10 protein-coding genes and 1 riboswitch are annotated in these 15,810 nt (G+C 74.5%); of the genes, 7 read left to right on the top strand and 3 right to left on the bottom strand.

Features of this window, described 5'->3' with window-relative positions; genetic code table 11:
• Window positions 1-190: 190 nt before the first annotated feature.
• Window positions 191-2,173, bottom strand: coding sequence for an acetate--CoA ligase (acs, locus tag ACRYM0_RS17045; protein ID WP_432507002.1), 1,983 nt, complete (start codon window positions 2,171-2,173; stop codon window positions 191-193).
• Between the two features lie 61 nt (window positions 2,174-2,234).
• Window positions 2,235-2,321, top strand: a riboswitch (SAM riboswitch).
• An 8-nt stretch (window positions 2,322-2,329) separates the two neighbouring features.
• Between acs and ACRYM0_RS17050 the strand changes: the two genes are divergently transcribed.
• Window positions 2,330-3,175 (top strand): class I SAM-dependent methyltransferase, encoded by an 846-nt coding sequence (locus ACRYM0_RS17050; RefSeq protein ID WP_432507003.1) that lies wholly within the window; start codon window positions 2,330-2,332, stop codon window positions 3,173-3,175.
• Window positions 3,176-3,186: 11 nt separating this feature from the next.
• Here ACRYM0_RS17050 and ACRYM0_RS17055 read toward each other — a convergent pair whose 3' ends face one another.
• Entirely contained in the window at window positions 3,187-4,353 is a 1,167-nt protein-coding gene (locus ACRYM0_RS17055; protein ID WP_432507004.1) for an ROK family protein, read from the bottom strand.
• A gap of 205 nt (window positions 4,354-4,558) precedes the next feature.
• Here ACRYM0_RS17055 and ACRYM0_RS17060 point away from each other — a divergent pair, with 205 nt between their 5' ends.
• The 4 genes from ACRYM0_RS17060 to ACRYM0_RS17075 are packed head-to-tail and all read left to right on the top strand — an operon-like array spanning window position 4,559 to window position 10,059.
• On the top strand, window positions 4,559-6,751 hold the full coding sequence (locus ACRYM0_RS17060) for an alpha-galactosidase (RefSeq protein WP_432507005.1): 2,193 nt from the start codon (window positions 4,559-4,561) through the stop codon (window positions 6,749-6,751).
• Window positions 6,752-6,755: 4 nt separating this feature from the next.
• Window positions 6,756-7,709 (top strand): carbohydrate ABC transporter permease, encoded by a 954-nt coding sequence (locus tag ACRYM0_RS17065; RefSeq protein WP_432507006.1) that lies wholly within the window; start codon window positions 6,756-6,758, stop codon window positions 7,707-7,709.
• Window positions 7,710-7,744: 35 nt separating this feature from the next.
• Window positions 7,745-8,686 carry a carbohydrate ABC transporter permease gene (locus ACRYM0_RS17070; protein ID WP_432507007.1) on the top strand — a complete coding sequence of 314 codons (942 nt, stop codon included), beginning with the start codon at window positions 7,745-7,747 and terminating at the stop codon, window positions 8,684-8,686.
• 11 nt (window positions 8,687-8,697) lie between these two features.
• Window positions 8,698-10,059, top strand: coding sequence for an ABC transporter substrate-binding protein (locus ACRYM0_RS17075; protein WP_432507008.1), 1,362 nt, complete (start codon window positions 8,698-8,700; stop codon window positions 10,057-10,059).
• Here the strand turns inward: ACRYM0_RS17075 and ACRYM0_RS17080 are convergent.
• The gene (locus ACRYM0_RS17080) at window positions 10,040-10,903 is read right to left on the bottom strand and encodes a helix-turn-helix domain-containing protein (protein WP_432507009.1); all 864 of its coding nucleotides are present in this window, start codon (window positions 10,901-10,903) and stop codon (window positions 10,040-10,042) included. The genes ACRYM0_RS17075 and ACRYM0_RS17080 overlap by 20 nt on opposite strands.
• Before the next feature lie 88 nt (window positions 10,904-10,991).
• Here ACRYM0_RS17080 and melA point away from each other — a divergent pair, with 88 nt between their 5' ends.
• Window positions 10,992-12,386, top strand: coding sequence for an alpha-glucosidase/alpha-galactosidase (gene melA, locus ACRYM0_RS17085; protein ID WP_432507010.1), 1,395 nt, complete (start codon window positions 10,992-10,994; stop codon window positions 12,384-12,386).
• A 393-nt stretch (window positions 12,387-12,779) separates the two neighbouring features.
• A partial coding sequence (locus tag ACRYM0_RS17090) for an Rne/Rng family ribonuclease (protein ID WP_432507011.1) occupies window positions 12,780-15,810 on the top strand: 3,031 nt, incomplete at its 3' end.

The following is a 15,810-nucleotide window of genomic DNA, read 5'->3' on the forward strand; positions in this document are numbered from 1 at the left end:
TTCCTGCTGGGTCCGGACTCCGGGTTCGTCACCCCCGCAACCTACGACGTAAAGGGGGGTCTGCAGAACTCCTGACGCCCACTCGCACCCACCCCGACGGGGCGGAAACCATGGTTACCGCCCCGGGCAGCCCCGCGCGGAGGGCGGAAACCATGGTTTCCGCCTGGGGAAGGGAGGAGAGGGGGAAGGGTCAGCGGGCGAGGCGGGAGGCGGCGTAGGCCGCCCAGGCGGCCTCCACGGCGGCCAGGGCCGTCTCGTCCTGCAGGGACGTGACGTCCCCGCCGCCGCGCCCGGCGGTCAGGTCCGCCATCAGCCGGCGCATGATCTTCCCCGAACGGGTCTTCGGCAGGTCGGTGACCACCACGACGTCGCGGGGCTTGGCGACCGCCCCGACGCGCTCGGCGACGTGCGCGCGCAGCTGCTCGCCCAGGCGGGCGTCGCCCGGGTCGTCGGCCGGTGCGGCGCCGCGGGTGATGACGAACGCGACGATCCGCTGACCGGTGGTGTCGTCCGGCGCCCCCACGACAGCGGCCTCGGCCACCCGCGGGTGCGACACGAGCGCCGACTCCAGCTCGATGCTGGAGAGCCGGTGCCCGGAGACGTTGAGGACGTCGTCGATGCGCCCGCCGATCCAGATGTAGCCGTCGGCGTCCCTGGTCGCCGAGTCGCCCGCGAGGTACCAGCCCTGCGCGGCGTACGGCTCCCAGTAGGACTTCACGAACCGGGCGTGGTCGCGCCACACCGTGCGGGCCATGCCCGGCCAGGGGCGGGTGATGACGAGCACCCCCGTCTCGCCGGGCGCCGTCTCGCGGCCGGCGTCGTCGACGACGGCCGCGGCCAGCCCCGGCAGCGGCACCGTGCCCGAACCGGGCTTCAGCGGCGTCACGCCCGGCAGGGGAGCGACGACCGCGGCGCCGGTCTCCGACTGCCACCAGGTGTCCACGATCGGGCAGCGACCGCCGCCGACCTCGCGGTGCAGCCACAGCCACGCCTCGGGGTTGATCGCCTCGCCCACCGAGCCCAGCAGCCGCAGCGAGGACAGGTCGAAGCGCGCGGGCAGTTCCGGTCCGTGCTTCATGAACGTCCGCACCAGGGTCGGCGCCGTGTAGTAGGTCGTCACGCCGTACTTCTCGATGACCTCGAAGTGCCGGCCGGGGTGCGGGGTCAGCGGTGAACCCTCGTAGATGACCTGGGTGGTGCCGTTGGACAGCGGCCCGTACATCTCGTAGCTGTGCGCCGTCACCCACGCCAGGTCCGCCTGGCACCAGTAGACGTCGTCGTCCTTGACGTCGAACACCGCCCAGTGCGACCAGGACGTGTGGGTGAGGTACCCGCCGCTGGTGTGCACCAGGCCCTTCGGCTTCCCCGTGGTGCCCGAGGTGTAGATGATGAACAGCGGGTTCTCGCTGTCGAAGCTCGGGGCGGCGTGCTCGGTGCTCTGCCGGTCCACGACGTCGTGCCACCACACGTCGCGCCCCGGCGTCCACGGCACGTCCGGCGTCAGGTCCCCGGTGCGGCGCAGCACCAGCACGTGCTCGACGTGCTCCAGGCCCTCGACAGCGGCGTCGGCGGCACCCTTGACGGCCACCGCCTTCCCGCGGCGGAACTGCCCGTCCGTGCACACCAGCAGCTTCGCGCCGGTGTCCTCCACCCGGAAGCGCAGCGCCTCGGCGGAGAAACCCCCGAACACCAGGCTGACGACCGCGCCGATGCGCGCGCACGCCATCGTCGTCACGATCGTCTCGGGCAGCACCGGCAGGTAGAGCACCACCCGGTCGCCGTGCCCCACGCCGAGTTCCTGCAGCGCGTTCGCCGTGCGGCACACCTCGTCCTGCAGCTGCGCGTAGGTGATGGTGCGCGAGTCGCCGGGCTCGCCCTCCCAGTGCAGGGCCACCTTCTCCCCGCGCCCGGCGGCCACGTGCCGGTCCACGCAGTTCACGGCCACGTTGAGCTTGCCGCCGACGAACCACTGCGCCGTGGGCAGCGTCGAGCCGTCGAACACGGTGTGCCAGGGCTCGTCCCACTGCAACCGGCCGGCCTGCTCGGCCCAGAACGCCTCCGGGTCCGCCGCGGCGCGCTCGTACTCCTCCGCGCCCACGTTGGCCTGCGCGGCGAACCCCGCGGGCGGGGGGAAGACGAGCTCGTCGCCGGCGGCGAGGGGGGCGGTGCTCATGGGCGCGGGTCCTCCGGGGTCGTGGGTCGGGCGGTCAGCGTATCCGTGCCGTACTCTGCTCGGACCATCCAGAGCGGCCGAGAGACCTGGCTCGACGACGCCGCAGCAACCCCCGCGTGGAGGGTGCTCACGCCAGGACCGATGGGGAGGCACGGCATGAGCACCACCACGCCCGCCGCGGACGGCGCAGCGGGGTCCGAGCAGGCGCGCCGCGAGGCCGCCGCCTGGGCCACCTGGCAGGAGTCCCCGTGGGGGCGTCTGCGCTACCGGGTGCTGGCGGTGCTGCTGCGCGAGCGGTGCGCGCAGCTGGGCCCGGCGCCGCTGCGCGTGCTGGACGCCGGCGGCGGGGACGGCCGCGACGCGCTGCAGCTCGCGCTCGCCGGCCACGAGGTGACGGTCCTGGACGCCTCACCGGACGTGCTGGGCGCGGCCCGCGCCGCGGCCACCGCCGCGGGTGTCGCCGACCGCGTGCGCACCGTGGCCGCGGACCTGGAGGACCTCACCGCCCTGGCGGCGCTGACCCGGCACCGCGCGGGGGGTTCGGGGTCCTTCGACGTCGTGCTGTGCCACGACGTGCTGCAGCACCGGGGCGGTGCGCAACAGGTCGCGGACGACGTGGCGACCCTGGCGTCCTCCCTGCGCCCCGGTGGCCTGCTCTCCCTCATGGCGCCGAACCCGGCCGCCGACGTCCTGGCCGCCGCGCTGCGCGACGGGCCGGCGCAGGCGTGGGTGGTGCTGGACGCCGAGCGCGGGGAGGACCCGGCCACCGGCCGTTCCGTGCTGCGCCTGGACCCCGCCGTCGTCGAGGAGGCCGTGGGAGCCGCCGGGTGCGAGGTCGTCGGGCGCGCCGGGGTGCTGACGGTCACCACGCTGCTGGAGGACGCCCACCGGGCCGACGAGCGCTCCGTCGCGGACCTGGAGGAGCTGGAGGTCGAGCTCAGCCGGCGCGAGGAGTTCCGGCGGACGGCGCGGTTCTGGCACCTGCTGGCGCGCCGCCGCTGACGGCGGCGCCCTCAGCGGCGGTGCCCCAGCACGAACGTGCGGATCGCGGTGACCGCGGCTCCCCGTGCCCACTCCGGGAAACCCGTGTGCTGCACGTCCACGTCCAGCTCGGAGGCGTGCGGGCTGCGGTGCGCCCGGATCCCCTCCCGCAGCGCCGCGGCACCCACCTCGGCCAGCCGGGCGTTCTCCCCGGAGACGAGCACCTTCTCGGGCATCGTGAGGTTGCCGATCGCGGCCACCAGGACGCCCAGCGCGCGGGCGGAGTCGTCGACGACCCGCCGCGCCAGCACGTCGCCCGCCGCCGCCAGGTCCAGCACCTCCTCGAAACCCACCAGGCGCCGCAGCGCCGCGCTCGCCCGCGCCTCCACCGCCCCCCGCGTGAGCATCGCCTCCGCGCAGCCGGTGTGCCCGTCCGGGCACAGGGGCCCCGCGGGGTCCAGGGGGAAGTGCCCCAGCAACCCGACGCCGGCGTCCGGGCGGTCCAGCACCTGCTCGTGCACGACCAGGCCGTACCCCACTCCGGTCCCCACGACGAGGAGGGCGAAGTGCCCGCAGCGGCGGGCCGTGCCGAACCACTGCTCGGCCCGCGTCAGCGAGAGCACGTCGTTGTCCACCACGACCGGCAGGCCCAGTTCACCCTCCAGCAGACGGCCGAACGGAACGCCCTCCCAGCCCAGGTAGCGGGCCGAGAGGACCTCCCCGTCCGGTGAGACCCGCCCGCCCAGGCTCACGCCGACAGCGCGCACCGGTGCGTCGGCGCGTGCGGTCAGGGCCCGGACGAGGTCGCCGACGGCGGCGGTGCACCCGGCGGGGGAGGGGTCCGGCAGGGGCGTCTCGAGCTCGGCGAGGACGTTCGCGCGCAGCGTGGTCAGCACGGCGTAGGCGGTGTCCGCGGTCAGCTTGACGCCCACGAAGCAGTGGGTGCCCTCCTCCACGTCCAGCGGTCGCGTGGGGCGCCCGGACACGGGGTCGTACGCGCCCGCCGTCTCCACCAGCAGGCCGGAGTCCAGCAGGGGGCGGGACAGCCGCGTCAGGCTGCCGGCGGACAGGTCCAGCCGGCGGGCCAGCTCGCTGCGCGGCAGCGGCCCGTCGAGCAGCACCTCCAGGGCGATGTCGTGCGCGGGGCCGGTCAGCGGGGTCCAGGCGGTGCCGGGTCGCGCCGGGCTCGCGAGGGTCATCCGGCTCCTCCGGGGTCGGGCGCCGGTCTCGGCGCTGCGTGGGAGAACCGTAGTCGACTTCCGCCGCGGAAGTCCGGCACTACCCGAACAGCCTGATCTCCGCGCCTGCGGGGAAGCAGGAGACCTCTTGACGGTGCTGGGAGTTCTGCCGTAGAAATCGGCGGCAGCACGATCCTGACCACGACGACGTGATCCCGGAGACGCCGTGACCCTGCTCCAGCGCGAGACGCCCACCCCCGCCCGGGCCGCGGTCCCCGGGGAGGTGGTGCACCTGCGGGCGGCCGGCGTCAGCGTCGTCCTGCGCACCCACGCAGACCAGCTCCCCTCCCTCGTGCACTGGGGCGCCGACCTCGGCGAGCTCGATGCCGCCGCGCTGGGCGACCTCGCCGTCGCCGGCGCCCCCGCCCGGGCCAACAACGCCGTCGACGTCGAACGGCCCCTCGCCCTGCTGCCCGAGCAGGCCCAGGGCTGGAGCGGCACCCCCGGCCTGGCCGGGCACCGCGACGGCACCGCCTGGGCCACCCGCTTCGCCCCCACCGCGGTCGAGGTCACCGGCGCCGGGCCGGGCGGCGGGCGCGTGGACGTGCGCGCCGCCGACACCGCCGCCGCGCTGGAGCTGCACCTGGAACTGGAACTGCTGCCCTCCGGGCTGCTGCGCCACCGCGCGCACCTGACGAACACCGGGGCGGACGGTTACGAGGTCGGCGCCCTCGCCCCGGCGCTGCCGCTGCCGCCCGTGGCCACCGAGCTGCTCGACATGGCGGGCCGCTGGGGCAAGGAACGGGTGCCGCAGCGGCTGCCCCTCGTCGTCGGCGCCCACACCCGCGAGAACCGGCGCGGGCGCACCGGCCCCGACGCCCCGCTCGTCCTGGCGGCCGGCACCGCCGGCTTCGGGTTCCGCACCGGGGAGGTGTGGGCCCAGCACGTCGCCTTCAGCGGCAACCACCGCGCCCTCGCCGAGCGCCAGCACACCGGCACCGCCGTCCTGTCCGGCGGCGAACTGCTGCTGCCGGGCGAGGTGCGCCTGGCCCGGGGGGAGGGGTACAGCTCCCCGTGGGTGTACGCGGCGCACTCCGAGCACGGCCTGGACGGGATTGCCGCCCGGTTCCACACCCACCTGCGCTCGCGGCAGCACCACCCCGCGAACCCGCGCCCGGTCATCGTGAACACGTGGGAGGCCGTGTACTTCGACCACGACCTCGGCCGGCTCACCGAACTGGCCCGCGCCGCCGCCGAGGTCGGCGCCGAGCGCTACGTGCTCGACGACGGCTGGTTCCGACACCGCCGCGACGACACCGCCGGCCTGGGCGACTGGTACGTCGACGAGGACGTCTGGCCCGACGGGCTCACCCCGCTCATCGACGTCGTCACCGGCCTCGGCATGCAGTTCGGGCTGTGGGTGGAACCCGAGATGGTCAACCCCGACTCGGACCTGGCCCGGGCGCACCCCGACTGGATCCTGCGCCCCGCCGAGGACGTGCTGCCCCCCTCCTCGCGCCAGCAGCAGGTGCTCGACCTGGGGAACCCGGACGCGTACGCGTACCTGCTCCAGCGCCTGGACGCCCTGCTCACCGAGAACGACATCGCCTACCTGAAGTGGGACCACAACCGCGACCTGCTCGAGGCCGGTTCCGGTCCCGGCCGGCGGCCCGGCGTGCACGCGCAGACCCTGGCGGCCTACCGGCTCATGGACGAGCTGCGCGCCCGGCACCCCGGCGTGGAGATCGAGTCGTGCTCCTCCGGCGGCCTGCGCGTGGACCTGGAGGTGCTGGAGCACACCGACCGGGTGTGGGGCAGCGACTGCATCGACCCGCTGGAGCGCCAGCAGATCCAGCGGTGGACCACGCAGCTGCTACCCCCTGAGCTCATCGGCTCGCACGTGGGCGCCTCCCCGTCCCACACCACCCACCGCAGCAGCGACCTGTCCTTTCGCGCCGGCACCGCGCTGTTCGCGTCCTTCGGCATCGAGACCGACCTGACCCGCATGGACCCCGCCGAACGCGCGGAACTCACCCGGTGGGTCGCCCTGTACAAGGAACTGCGGCCCCTGCTGCACACCGGGACCGTCGTGCGCGCCGACCCGCACGACGAGTCGAGCGCCGTGCACGGCGTCGTGGCCGCCGACGGGGGCGACGGCCTGTTCGCGGTGGTGCAGCTGAGCACCCCCGACACCAGCGTGCCCGGGCGGGTCCGCCTGCCGGGCCTCGACCCCGACGCGACGTACCACGTCGCGCCGCAGCCGCCGGGCGACACCCCGGCCGTGCAGGGCGGCGACTCCCTCCCGTGGACCGCGGCGGGTGGCGTCCGGATGACCGGCCGGGCGCTGGCCGCCGTGGGCGTCACGACCTGCCTGCTGCAGCCGCAGCAGCTCCTCCTCCTGCGAACCCGGAAGGTCTGACGCCATGGCGCTCACGAGCAGAGCCGCTCGCACCCGCAGCTCGGACCGCCTCAGCCTGCAGGTCCACGGCTACCGCCCGGACAGCAGGGGGACCCAGCGGGAACGCCTCACGGCCCTGGCGTTCGTCCTGCCGGCGCTGCTGGGGTTCAGCGTCTTCTACTTCTGGCCCACCCTGCGGGGCTTCTACTACAGCTTCACCGACTTCGACGTCTTCAACCGCCCCACCTGGGTGGGTCTGGACAACTACGCCGCGCTCCTGGACGACCCCACGTTCTGGAACGCGATGAAGGTCACGGTGCAGTACGTCGTCATCAACATCGGCACGCAGACCGTCCTGGCGCTGCTGCTGGCCGTGCTGCTGCACCGGCTGACCCGATCGGTCCTCGTGCGCAGCGTCATCGTGCTGCCGTACCTCATCTCCAACGTCGTCGTCGCCCTGGTCTTCTACTGGATGCTGGACGCCCAGATCGGGATCACCAACCAGTTCCTCGGCTGGATCGGCGTCGACGCGATCCCCTTCTTCGGCAGCCAGGACTGGGCGATCCCCACGATCGCGCTGGTCAACACCTGGCGGCACCTCGGGTACACGGCGCTGCTCATCTTCGCCGGCCTGCTGATGATCCCCGACCACGTGTACGAGGCCGGCCGGGTGGACGGCGCCTCGGAGTGGAAGATGTTCTGGCGCATCACGCTGCCCCTGCTGCGGCCGATCCTCGCCCTGGTGCTCGTCATCACGGTCGTCGGCTCGTTCCAGGCGTTCGACACCGTCGCCGTCACCACCGCCGGCGGCCCGGCCGACGCGACCAAGGTCATCCAGTACTACATCTTCGACCTGGCCTTCCAGCGCTACCAGTTCGGGTACGCGTCGGCCGTCTCGGTCGTCCTGTTCCTCATCCTCGCGGCCGTCGCCTTCGTCCAGTTGCGGCTGATGCGGGCGAACGAGTCCGACGTCGCCTGAGCGCGACCCGAAGCGAACGATCCCCAGGAGGCGACGTGGCCACCGCAGTGACGACGTTCGACGAGGCCGCCGCGGCCTCGCGGACCGGCAGAGCGCGCCGGGCCCGGCCCGGAGCCGGGCGGGTCCTGGCCTGGACCGCCCTGGTCCTCATCGTGCTCGTGACCCTCTTCCCGTTCTACTGGATGCTGCGCACCGCGTTCTCCAACGGTGCGTACCTCGCCACCCAGCCGTCGAGCCTGCTGCCCGTCGAGCCGACCCTCGGTGCCTTCGAGCGGGTCCTCGGGCTGGCGAGCACCGAGGAGGCCCAGGCCCAGGCCGGCTCCGGCGCCTCGGTGAACATCGGCCGCTACCTGCTGAACTCCGTGGTGGTGGCCACCCTGATCACCGCGGGGCAGGTGTTCTTCGGCGCGCTGGCGGCGTACGCCTTCTCCCGGCTGCGCTGGCCCGGCCGGGACACGGTCTTCTTCGTCTTCCTCACCGCCCTGATGGTCCCGCCGATCTTCACGCAGCTGCCGAACTTCCTGCTGATGCGCGACCTGGGCATCCTCAACACCTACGCCGCGATCGTCCTGCCGTTCTTCTTCATGACGCCCTTCGCCGTCTTCTTCCTGCGGCAGTTCTTCCTCGGCATCCCGCACGAGGTGGAGGAGGCGGCGCGGCTCGACGGCGCCGGTGCCGTGCGCAGGTTCTTCACCGTGATCCTGCCCATGGCGTCCGGACCGCTGGTGACCCTGACGATCCTGCAGTACATCCAGGCGTGGGGCGAGTACTTCTGGCCGCTGCTCGTCGCCAGCGACCCCGACGTCCGCGTGCTCACCGTCGGCCTGGGCGTCTTCCGCGCCCAGACCCCGCAGGGATCGCCCGACTGGGCGGGGCTGATGGCCGCCACGCTGCTCGCCGCCCTGCCGATCATCGTCCTGTTCGCGATCTTCAGCCGGAAGGTCGTCAACTCCATCGGCTTCTCCGGCATCAAGTGAGGCAGCCCGTGATGCACCCCGCCCCCCGCCGTTCCCGCGCCCGCCGCGCCGTCGCCGCCGCCGGCGCCGCGCTGCTGCTGACCGCCTGCGGCTCCTACGGCGTCGACCCCGGCGCCGACGCCGACACCGGGACCGTCACCTACTGGCTTTGGGAGTCCGCGCAGCTGCCCGCGTACCAGCAGTGCGCCGACGACTTCGAGGTGCAGCACCCCGACATCGACATCCAGATCGAGCAGTTCGGGTGGGACGACTACTGGAACAAGCTGTTCACCGGCTTCGTCGCCAACTCCGCCCCGGACGTCTTCGCCAACCACACCTCCCGGTACGGCGAGTTCGCCGAGCGCGGGCTGATCGTCCCCATCGACGAGCACGTGGCCGAGGACCGCATCGACCTGTCGAAGTACGTGACCGGCACCACCGAGCTGTGGGTCGGCCCCGACGGGAAGCGTTACGGGCTGCCGAAGGACTTCGACACCATCGGCATCTTCTACAACGAGGGGATGACCGAGGAGGCGGGCGTCACCCGCGAGCAGATGGAGAACCTCACCTGGAACCCCGAGGACGGCGGCACCTACGAGGACGTCATCGCGCACCTCACCGTCGACGAGAACGGCGTGCGCGGCGACGAACCCGGCTTCGACAAGGGGAACGTGCGCACCTACGGGCTGGGCCTGGGCAGCGCGGGCGCTCCCTTCGGGCAGGTGGAGTGGTCCTACCTGGCCATGACCACCGGCTGGTGGTACATGGACGCCGAGGCGTGGGGCACCGAGTTCCACTACGACGACCCGCGGTTCCAGCAGACCTACGCGTGGTGGCGCGGCCTCATCGAGAAGGGGTACATGCCTCCGCTGGCCTTCACCGAGGGCGGTGCGCCCGACCAGCAGGTGCAGGCCGGCCGGTACGCGATGGTCACCGAGGGGTCGTGGCAGACCGCCAACTTCGGCGCGCTGGAGGGCGTCGACCTGGCCCTGGCGCCCACCCCGATCGGTCCGGAGGGGCACCGCGCCGCCATGCAGAACTCCCTGGCCGACTCCATCTCCACCTCCTCGCAGGTCAAGGGGGCGGCCTGGGAGTGGGCCTCCTACCTGGGGTCGGTCCAGTGCCAGTCCGTCGTGGCCGAGGCGGGGGTCGTCATGCCGGCGGTCGCCAGCACCGTCGACACCGCCAAGGAGGCCCTCGGGCGCACCGGGTTCGACATCAGCGCCTTCACCGACCAGATCGACGCCGGCACGACGTTCCCCTACCCGGCCGTCCTGAAGGCCGCCGAGGTCCAGAGCATCACCAGTTCGGTGATGGAGAACGTCATGGCCTTCAACGCGGAACCCGACGCGCTGACGCCCATGAACGAGCAGCTCAACGCCCTGTTCGAGTGAGGCCGTCCCCCGGGGCCGTCCGCCTGGCGCGGTAGGCCCCGGGGGAGCACCCGCACGCGCGGGTGAAGCAGGCGTACAGGCTGCTCTGCGAACCGAAGCCGGCCGCGTGCGCGACCGCCGCCGTCGTCATCGAGGTCGTCACCAGCAGCCGCTGCGCCTCCGCCACCCGGTGCCGCGTCAGCTGCTCGCCCAGGGAGAGCCCCACCGCGCGGCGGAACAGGGTGGTGGCGTAGTTCGGGTTCAGGTTCGCGGCCCGGGCCGCGTCCGAGGCGGACACCGGCTCCCGGAAGTGCTCGGCGATCCAGCTCGCCATCCGGGCGACCGGGCGCAGGTCCGCCCGCGGCGGCGCGCCGGTCCCCGCCCCCGCGGCACCACCCGCTGCTGCCACGATCCTCAGCACGAGGGCGTGCACCTCCAGCAGCAGCGCCGTGGAGGCCGTCCCGCCGGGTGCCGCCAGGTCCTGCTCCCAGGTGCCGAACAGCCCCGGCACGTGCGCACCGACCCGCTCGGTGGGCACCACCAGGGTGCGCTGGGCGAGCACCTCGGTGGTGAACGCCTCCGGCAGCGACCAGCTCAGCACCGTCGACAGCGGCACGTGGAGCCACGCCACGTCGCTGCGGTGCAACGGGTCCTGCTCCAGCAGGCGGTGCGGCGCCGCGGCCCAGAACAGCGCCGTGCTGCCCGCCTCGACGACCGTGCGCCGCCCGCCGGACAGGTACTCCAGCCGTCCCTCGAGCACGACGTTGACCTCCACGTCGTCGTGCCGGTGGAACTCGCGCATAGGGGGCGCCGGCCCGCGGTGCACCCACAGCGCGGACTCCTCGACCCTCGCACCCCGCGGCACACCGGTCAGACTAGGTGCTGAGGATCCTGGAAGCTCCCGGTGGCTCGCCGGAGGCCCGCGGCGCCGGTGGCCGCCTAGCGTCGAGGTCATGAGCCCGACGACGAGCCCGGTGCGCCCGCCCAAGATCACCATCATCGGCGCCGGCGGGTACGTCTTCCCGTTCCGCCTGATCGGCGACGTCCTCAGCTTCCCGGCGCTGCGCTCGGCGCAGCTCTGCCTCATGGACGTCGACCCGGGCAAGCTCGCACCGGTGGCCGAGGCCGCGCGCAAGCTCATCGCCCACCACGGCTTCGACGCGCAGGTCGTCGAGACCACCGACCGCCGCAGCGCCCTGGACGGCGCCGACTTCGTCGTCATCACCTTCCAGGTCGGGGGAGTGGCCTCCTACCGGCACGACGTGGAGATCCCCCGCCGCTACGGCGTGGACCAGACCGTCGGCGACACCGTCGGCCCCGGGGGCGTCTTCCGCTTCCTGCGCTCGGTCCCCGCGTACGAGGCCATCGCCGCCGACGCGCTCGAGGTCTGCCCCGACGCGGTGTTCATCAACTACGCCAACCCGATGGCCATGGCCACGGCCTTCCTCAACGCCAGGGGGCTGCGGACCGTGGGGCTGTGCCACAGCGTGCAGGGCACCACCCGCATGCTCGCCCGCACCCTCGGCGTCCCGTACGAGGAGGTCGACTACCTCTCGGCCGGCATCAACCACCAGGCGTGGATCCTGCGCTTCCGCCGGCGCGGCGGGGAGGACCTGTACCCCCGGCTGCGCGAGGTCATGACCGAGCGGCACGTCGTCGGGCGCGCGGCCGGTGAGCTGGCCGGCGACCACGGCGACCACAGCGGCGCCGCCGCGGCGGCCAGCGTCTACGAGGGCGGCAACGAGCAGGTCCGCACCACCTTGATGAACGCCTTCGGCTACTTCGAGACCGAGTCCAGCCACCACGCCTCGGAGTACCTGCCCTACTTCCGCAAGGACCCCGCCACGGTCGAGCGGTACGTCCCGCAGCGCTGGGACTACTACGAGATCTGCGCCGCCCACGACGACCGGGGCGACATCGACGCACAGCTGGCCCGGCTGCAGGAGGAGCTCACCCCCAGCGTGGAGTACGGCGCCTCGATCGTGAACTCCGTGGTCACGGGCGTCCCCTCCGTCGTGTACGGCAACGTGCCCAACGCCACCGGCGTCATCGCCAACCTGCCCGGCGAGGCCTGCGTGGAGGTGCCCTGCCTGGTCGACGCCAACGGCGTGCAGCCCACCGCCGTGGGGGAGCTGCCCCCGCAGCTGGCGGCCCTGAACCGCACCAACGTCAACGTCCAGACCCTGGCGGTGCGGGCCGCGCTCACCGGCTCGCGCGAGCACGTCTTCCACGCCGTCGCGCTGGACCCGCTGACGGCGGCCCTGCTGACCCTGGAGCAGGTCCGCGACATGACCGATGAGCTCCTCGCCGCGCACGCCGACCTGCTGCCCGCCGCGCTGCGGCCCTGACCCGGGGCGCCACCGGCTCCGGCCCGCGGGCCGCCCGCCGCTGTGGACGACGCCGTCCACAGCGGCAGGTGCGCGCGCTTGTGAGAGACTGCGGACGGTCGGGCGTTCCCCACACCGGGCGACCGACCCGCCGACCAGACCGCCGCCCGGAGCGTGGCGGCCGGGCAGCGCCGCGGTCCAGTGGAAGGGCCTCGCAGGCGCCCCGGTCCCCGATCCGGTCGGAGGGCGGGCGGCGGCACGAGCGGAGCGCCGCCCACCGCGTGCGAACCCCGCCCGTGCACCGAGGACTTCCGCCGGGTGCGGGTCACCCCACCCGGCGATCCCTTCGAGGACGCCTCCCGGCGGCCACGGGTTCACCGGTGGAGTGGTCGTCGGAGGGCGACGGGAGCACCCGTGACGACCACACCTGAAGAGAACGACCAGAACGCAGCGGCAGCGTCGGGGAGCGGCACCACCCGCCCGCGCCGGCGCCGAGCCGCCAGCCGCCCCGCGGGGCCACCGGTGCGCGTCGAGGCGCCCGAGCCCGCGGCCGCCGCCGACGAGCCGCCCGCGGCGGCGAGCCCCGAGCAGCCCGTCGGCGAGGTGGCCGGCGGGACCGTCGAGCAGACCGTGCCCGCCGCCCCCGCTGCTGAGGCCCCCGCCGCCCAGGCCCCCGCTGATGCCGCCGTCGAGGTGGGCGAGCCCGCGGAGGAGCCGGCCCCGGCACCGCGGCGCCGCGCCCGCCGGGCCACGCGCCGGACCAGCACCCCCGCACCCGCCGAGGAGGCGGCCGCGGAGCGGCCCGCCGGCGAGGTGGCCGGCGGTGCCGTCGAGCAGGCCGTGCCAGCCGCGCCCTCCCCGGAGCCGGTCGCCGAGCCCTCTCTGGAGCCGGTCGCCGAGCCCGCTGCCGAGGCACCCGCACCCGTGCGGCGCCGGCGCGCCTCCCGGTCCCGTGCGACGGTCACCGCCGAGCCGGCCGAGGTGGCTGCGGCGCAGGACCGCCCCGTCGAGGACGAGCCCGTCCAGGCGCCCGCCGAACCGGTCGCCGAGGCGCCGGTCGCCGAGGAGCCGGCCGTCGAGCAGCCCGCGCCGACCCCGGCGGACGACCCGCAGGACGTCATGGACGACCCGGTCCTGCTGCGCGCCGCGGGGCTCGCCGGCCGCCGCGAGCGCACCGCCGCCGAGCGCGCCGCCGAGGCCGCCGCACGCGCCACCGCCGTCTTCTTCCAGGCCCCCGCCGTCGAGGAGGCGCCCCGTCGCAGCCGCCGCGCCTCCGCGCCGGCGGGCCCGCCGCGGCCCGCGGTGGAGCGCTCCGCGCAGGAGCCCGGTGAGGACGCCGTGCGCGACCCCGAGGACCTCCTGGACGCGCTGACCACGGCCGGCGAGGACGTCGACGTCGAGGACGGGCCGCTGCGGCCCGCCGGGGGCGACGACGAGGACACCGCCTCGAGGGCGGGCGCCGACGAGGACGACGACGAGGACGCCGGCAGCCGCCGCCGTCGCCGCCGCGGCGGCCGGGGCCGGCGCGGTCGCACCCGCGAGGACGCCGAGCGCACCGACGACGAGGACCGGGGCGACGAGGACGACGACGACCGGACCGGGGGTGCGGGCCCCGACGCGGCTGCTCCCGGAGCGGGGTCGGACGACCCCGACGCCGGCGACGAGGGCGACGACGCCGACGGGGACGAGGGCGCCGAGGCGGACGAGGCGTCCGGTTCCTCGCGCCGCCGCCGTCGCCGTCGCCGCCGCGGCGGGGGCGCCGAGGGCGACGAGCCCTCGCCCGACGACCCGCCGAACACCGTCGTGCGGGTGCGCGAGCCGCGGCGGGGCCGCGGCGGGAGCACCGGTGGGGGCACCGGCGAGGACGAGATCACCGCTCTGAAGGGCTCCACCCGCCTGGAGGCCAAGAAGCAGCGCCGCCGGGAGGGCCGGGAGCAGGGCCGCAAGCGCGCCATCCTCACCGAGGCCGAGTTCCTGGCGCGCCGCGAGAGCGTCGAGCGCGTCATGGTCGTGCGGGAGAAGGACGGCGTCACGCAGATCGGCGTGCTCGAGGACGGCATCCTCGTCGAGCACTACGGCGCCCTGAAGGCCCAGACCACGATGGTCGGCAACGTCTACCTCGGCCGCGTGCAGAACGTGCTGCCGAGCATGGAGGCCGCCTTCGTCGACGTCGGCAAGGGGCGCAACGCCGTCCTGTACGCCGGCGAGGTCAACTGGGACGCCGCCGGGCTGGAGGGCCAGCCCCGGCGCATCGAGGCCGCGCTGAAGTCCGGCGACCCGGTGCTGGTGCAGGTCACCAAGGACCCCGTCGGGCACAAGGGCGCCCGGCTGACCAGTCAGGTCTCCCTGCCCGGCCGGTACCTGGTCTACGTCCCGCGCGGTTCCATGACGGGCATCTCCCGCAAGCTGCCCGACACCGAGCGCTCCCGGCTGAAGAAGGTCCTGAAGAAGGTCGTGCCGGAGGGGGCCGGCGTCATCGTCCGCACGGCCGCCGAGGGGGTCTCCGAGGACGAGCTGGCCGCGGACGTGCAGCGGTTGCAGGCCACCTGGGAGGCGATCCAGGCCAAGGCCTCCAGCAAGAACGCGCCCGTCCTGCTGCACGGCGAGCCGGACCTCACCGTCCGCGTCGTGCGGGACGTCTTCAACGAGGACTTCTCCCGCCTCGTCGTCTCGGGGGCCGAGGCGTGGGAGACGGTGCACGGCTACGTCGGCGACGTCGCCCCGGACCTGGCTCCCCGGCTCCAGCGGTGGGAGTCCGACGAGGACGTCTTCGCCGCGCACCGCGTCGACGAGCAGCTGCAGAAGGCGCTGGGGCGCAAGGTCTGGCTGCCCTCGGGCGGTTCGCTCGTGATCGACCCCACCGAGGCGATGCACGTCATCGACGTCAACACCGGCAAGTTCACCGGCTCCGGCGGGACGCTGGAGGAGACGGTGACGCGCAACAACCTCGAGGCGGCCGAGGAGATCGTCCGCCAGCTGCGGCTGCGCGACATCGGCGGGATCATCGTCATCGACTTCATCGACATGGTCCTGGAGTCCAACCGCGACCTCGTGCTGCGCCGGCTGGTGGAGTGCCTGGGCCGCGACCGCACCAAGCACCAGGTCGCGGAGGTGACGTCCCTCGGGCTGGTGCAGATGACGCGCAAGCGCACCGGGCAGGGGCTGGCCGCCGTGCTGGAGGAGCTGGAGGCGGCCTCCGCGGAGAACGCCTCCCCCGGCGGCCCGGACGGGGGGGCGAACGGCGCCACCGGCAACGGCTCGGGACCCGGCGCGCCCACCTCCAACGGCTCGAACGGTGGGTCGGGCAAGTCCCGCGGCCGCCGGGGCCGGGGGGGGGGGGGGGGGGGGGGGGGGGGGGGGGGGGGGGGGGGGGGGGGGGGGGGGGGGGGGGGGGGGGGGGGGGGGGGGGGGGGGGGGGGGGGGGGGGGGGGGGGGGGGGGGGGGG

The sequence above is a fragment of the Kineococcus arenarius subsp. arenarius genome, from assembly GCF_050871845.1.
Classification (GTDB): domain Bacteria; phylum Actinomycetota; class Actinomycetes; order Actinomycetales; family Kineococcaceae; genus Kineococcus.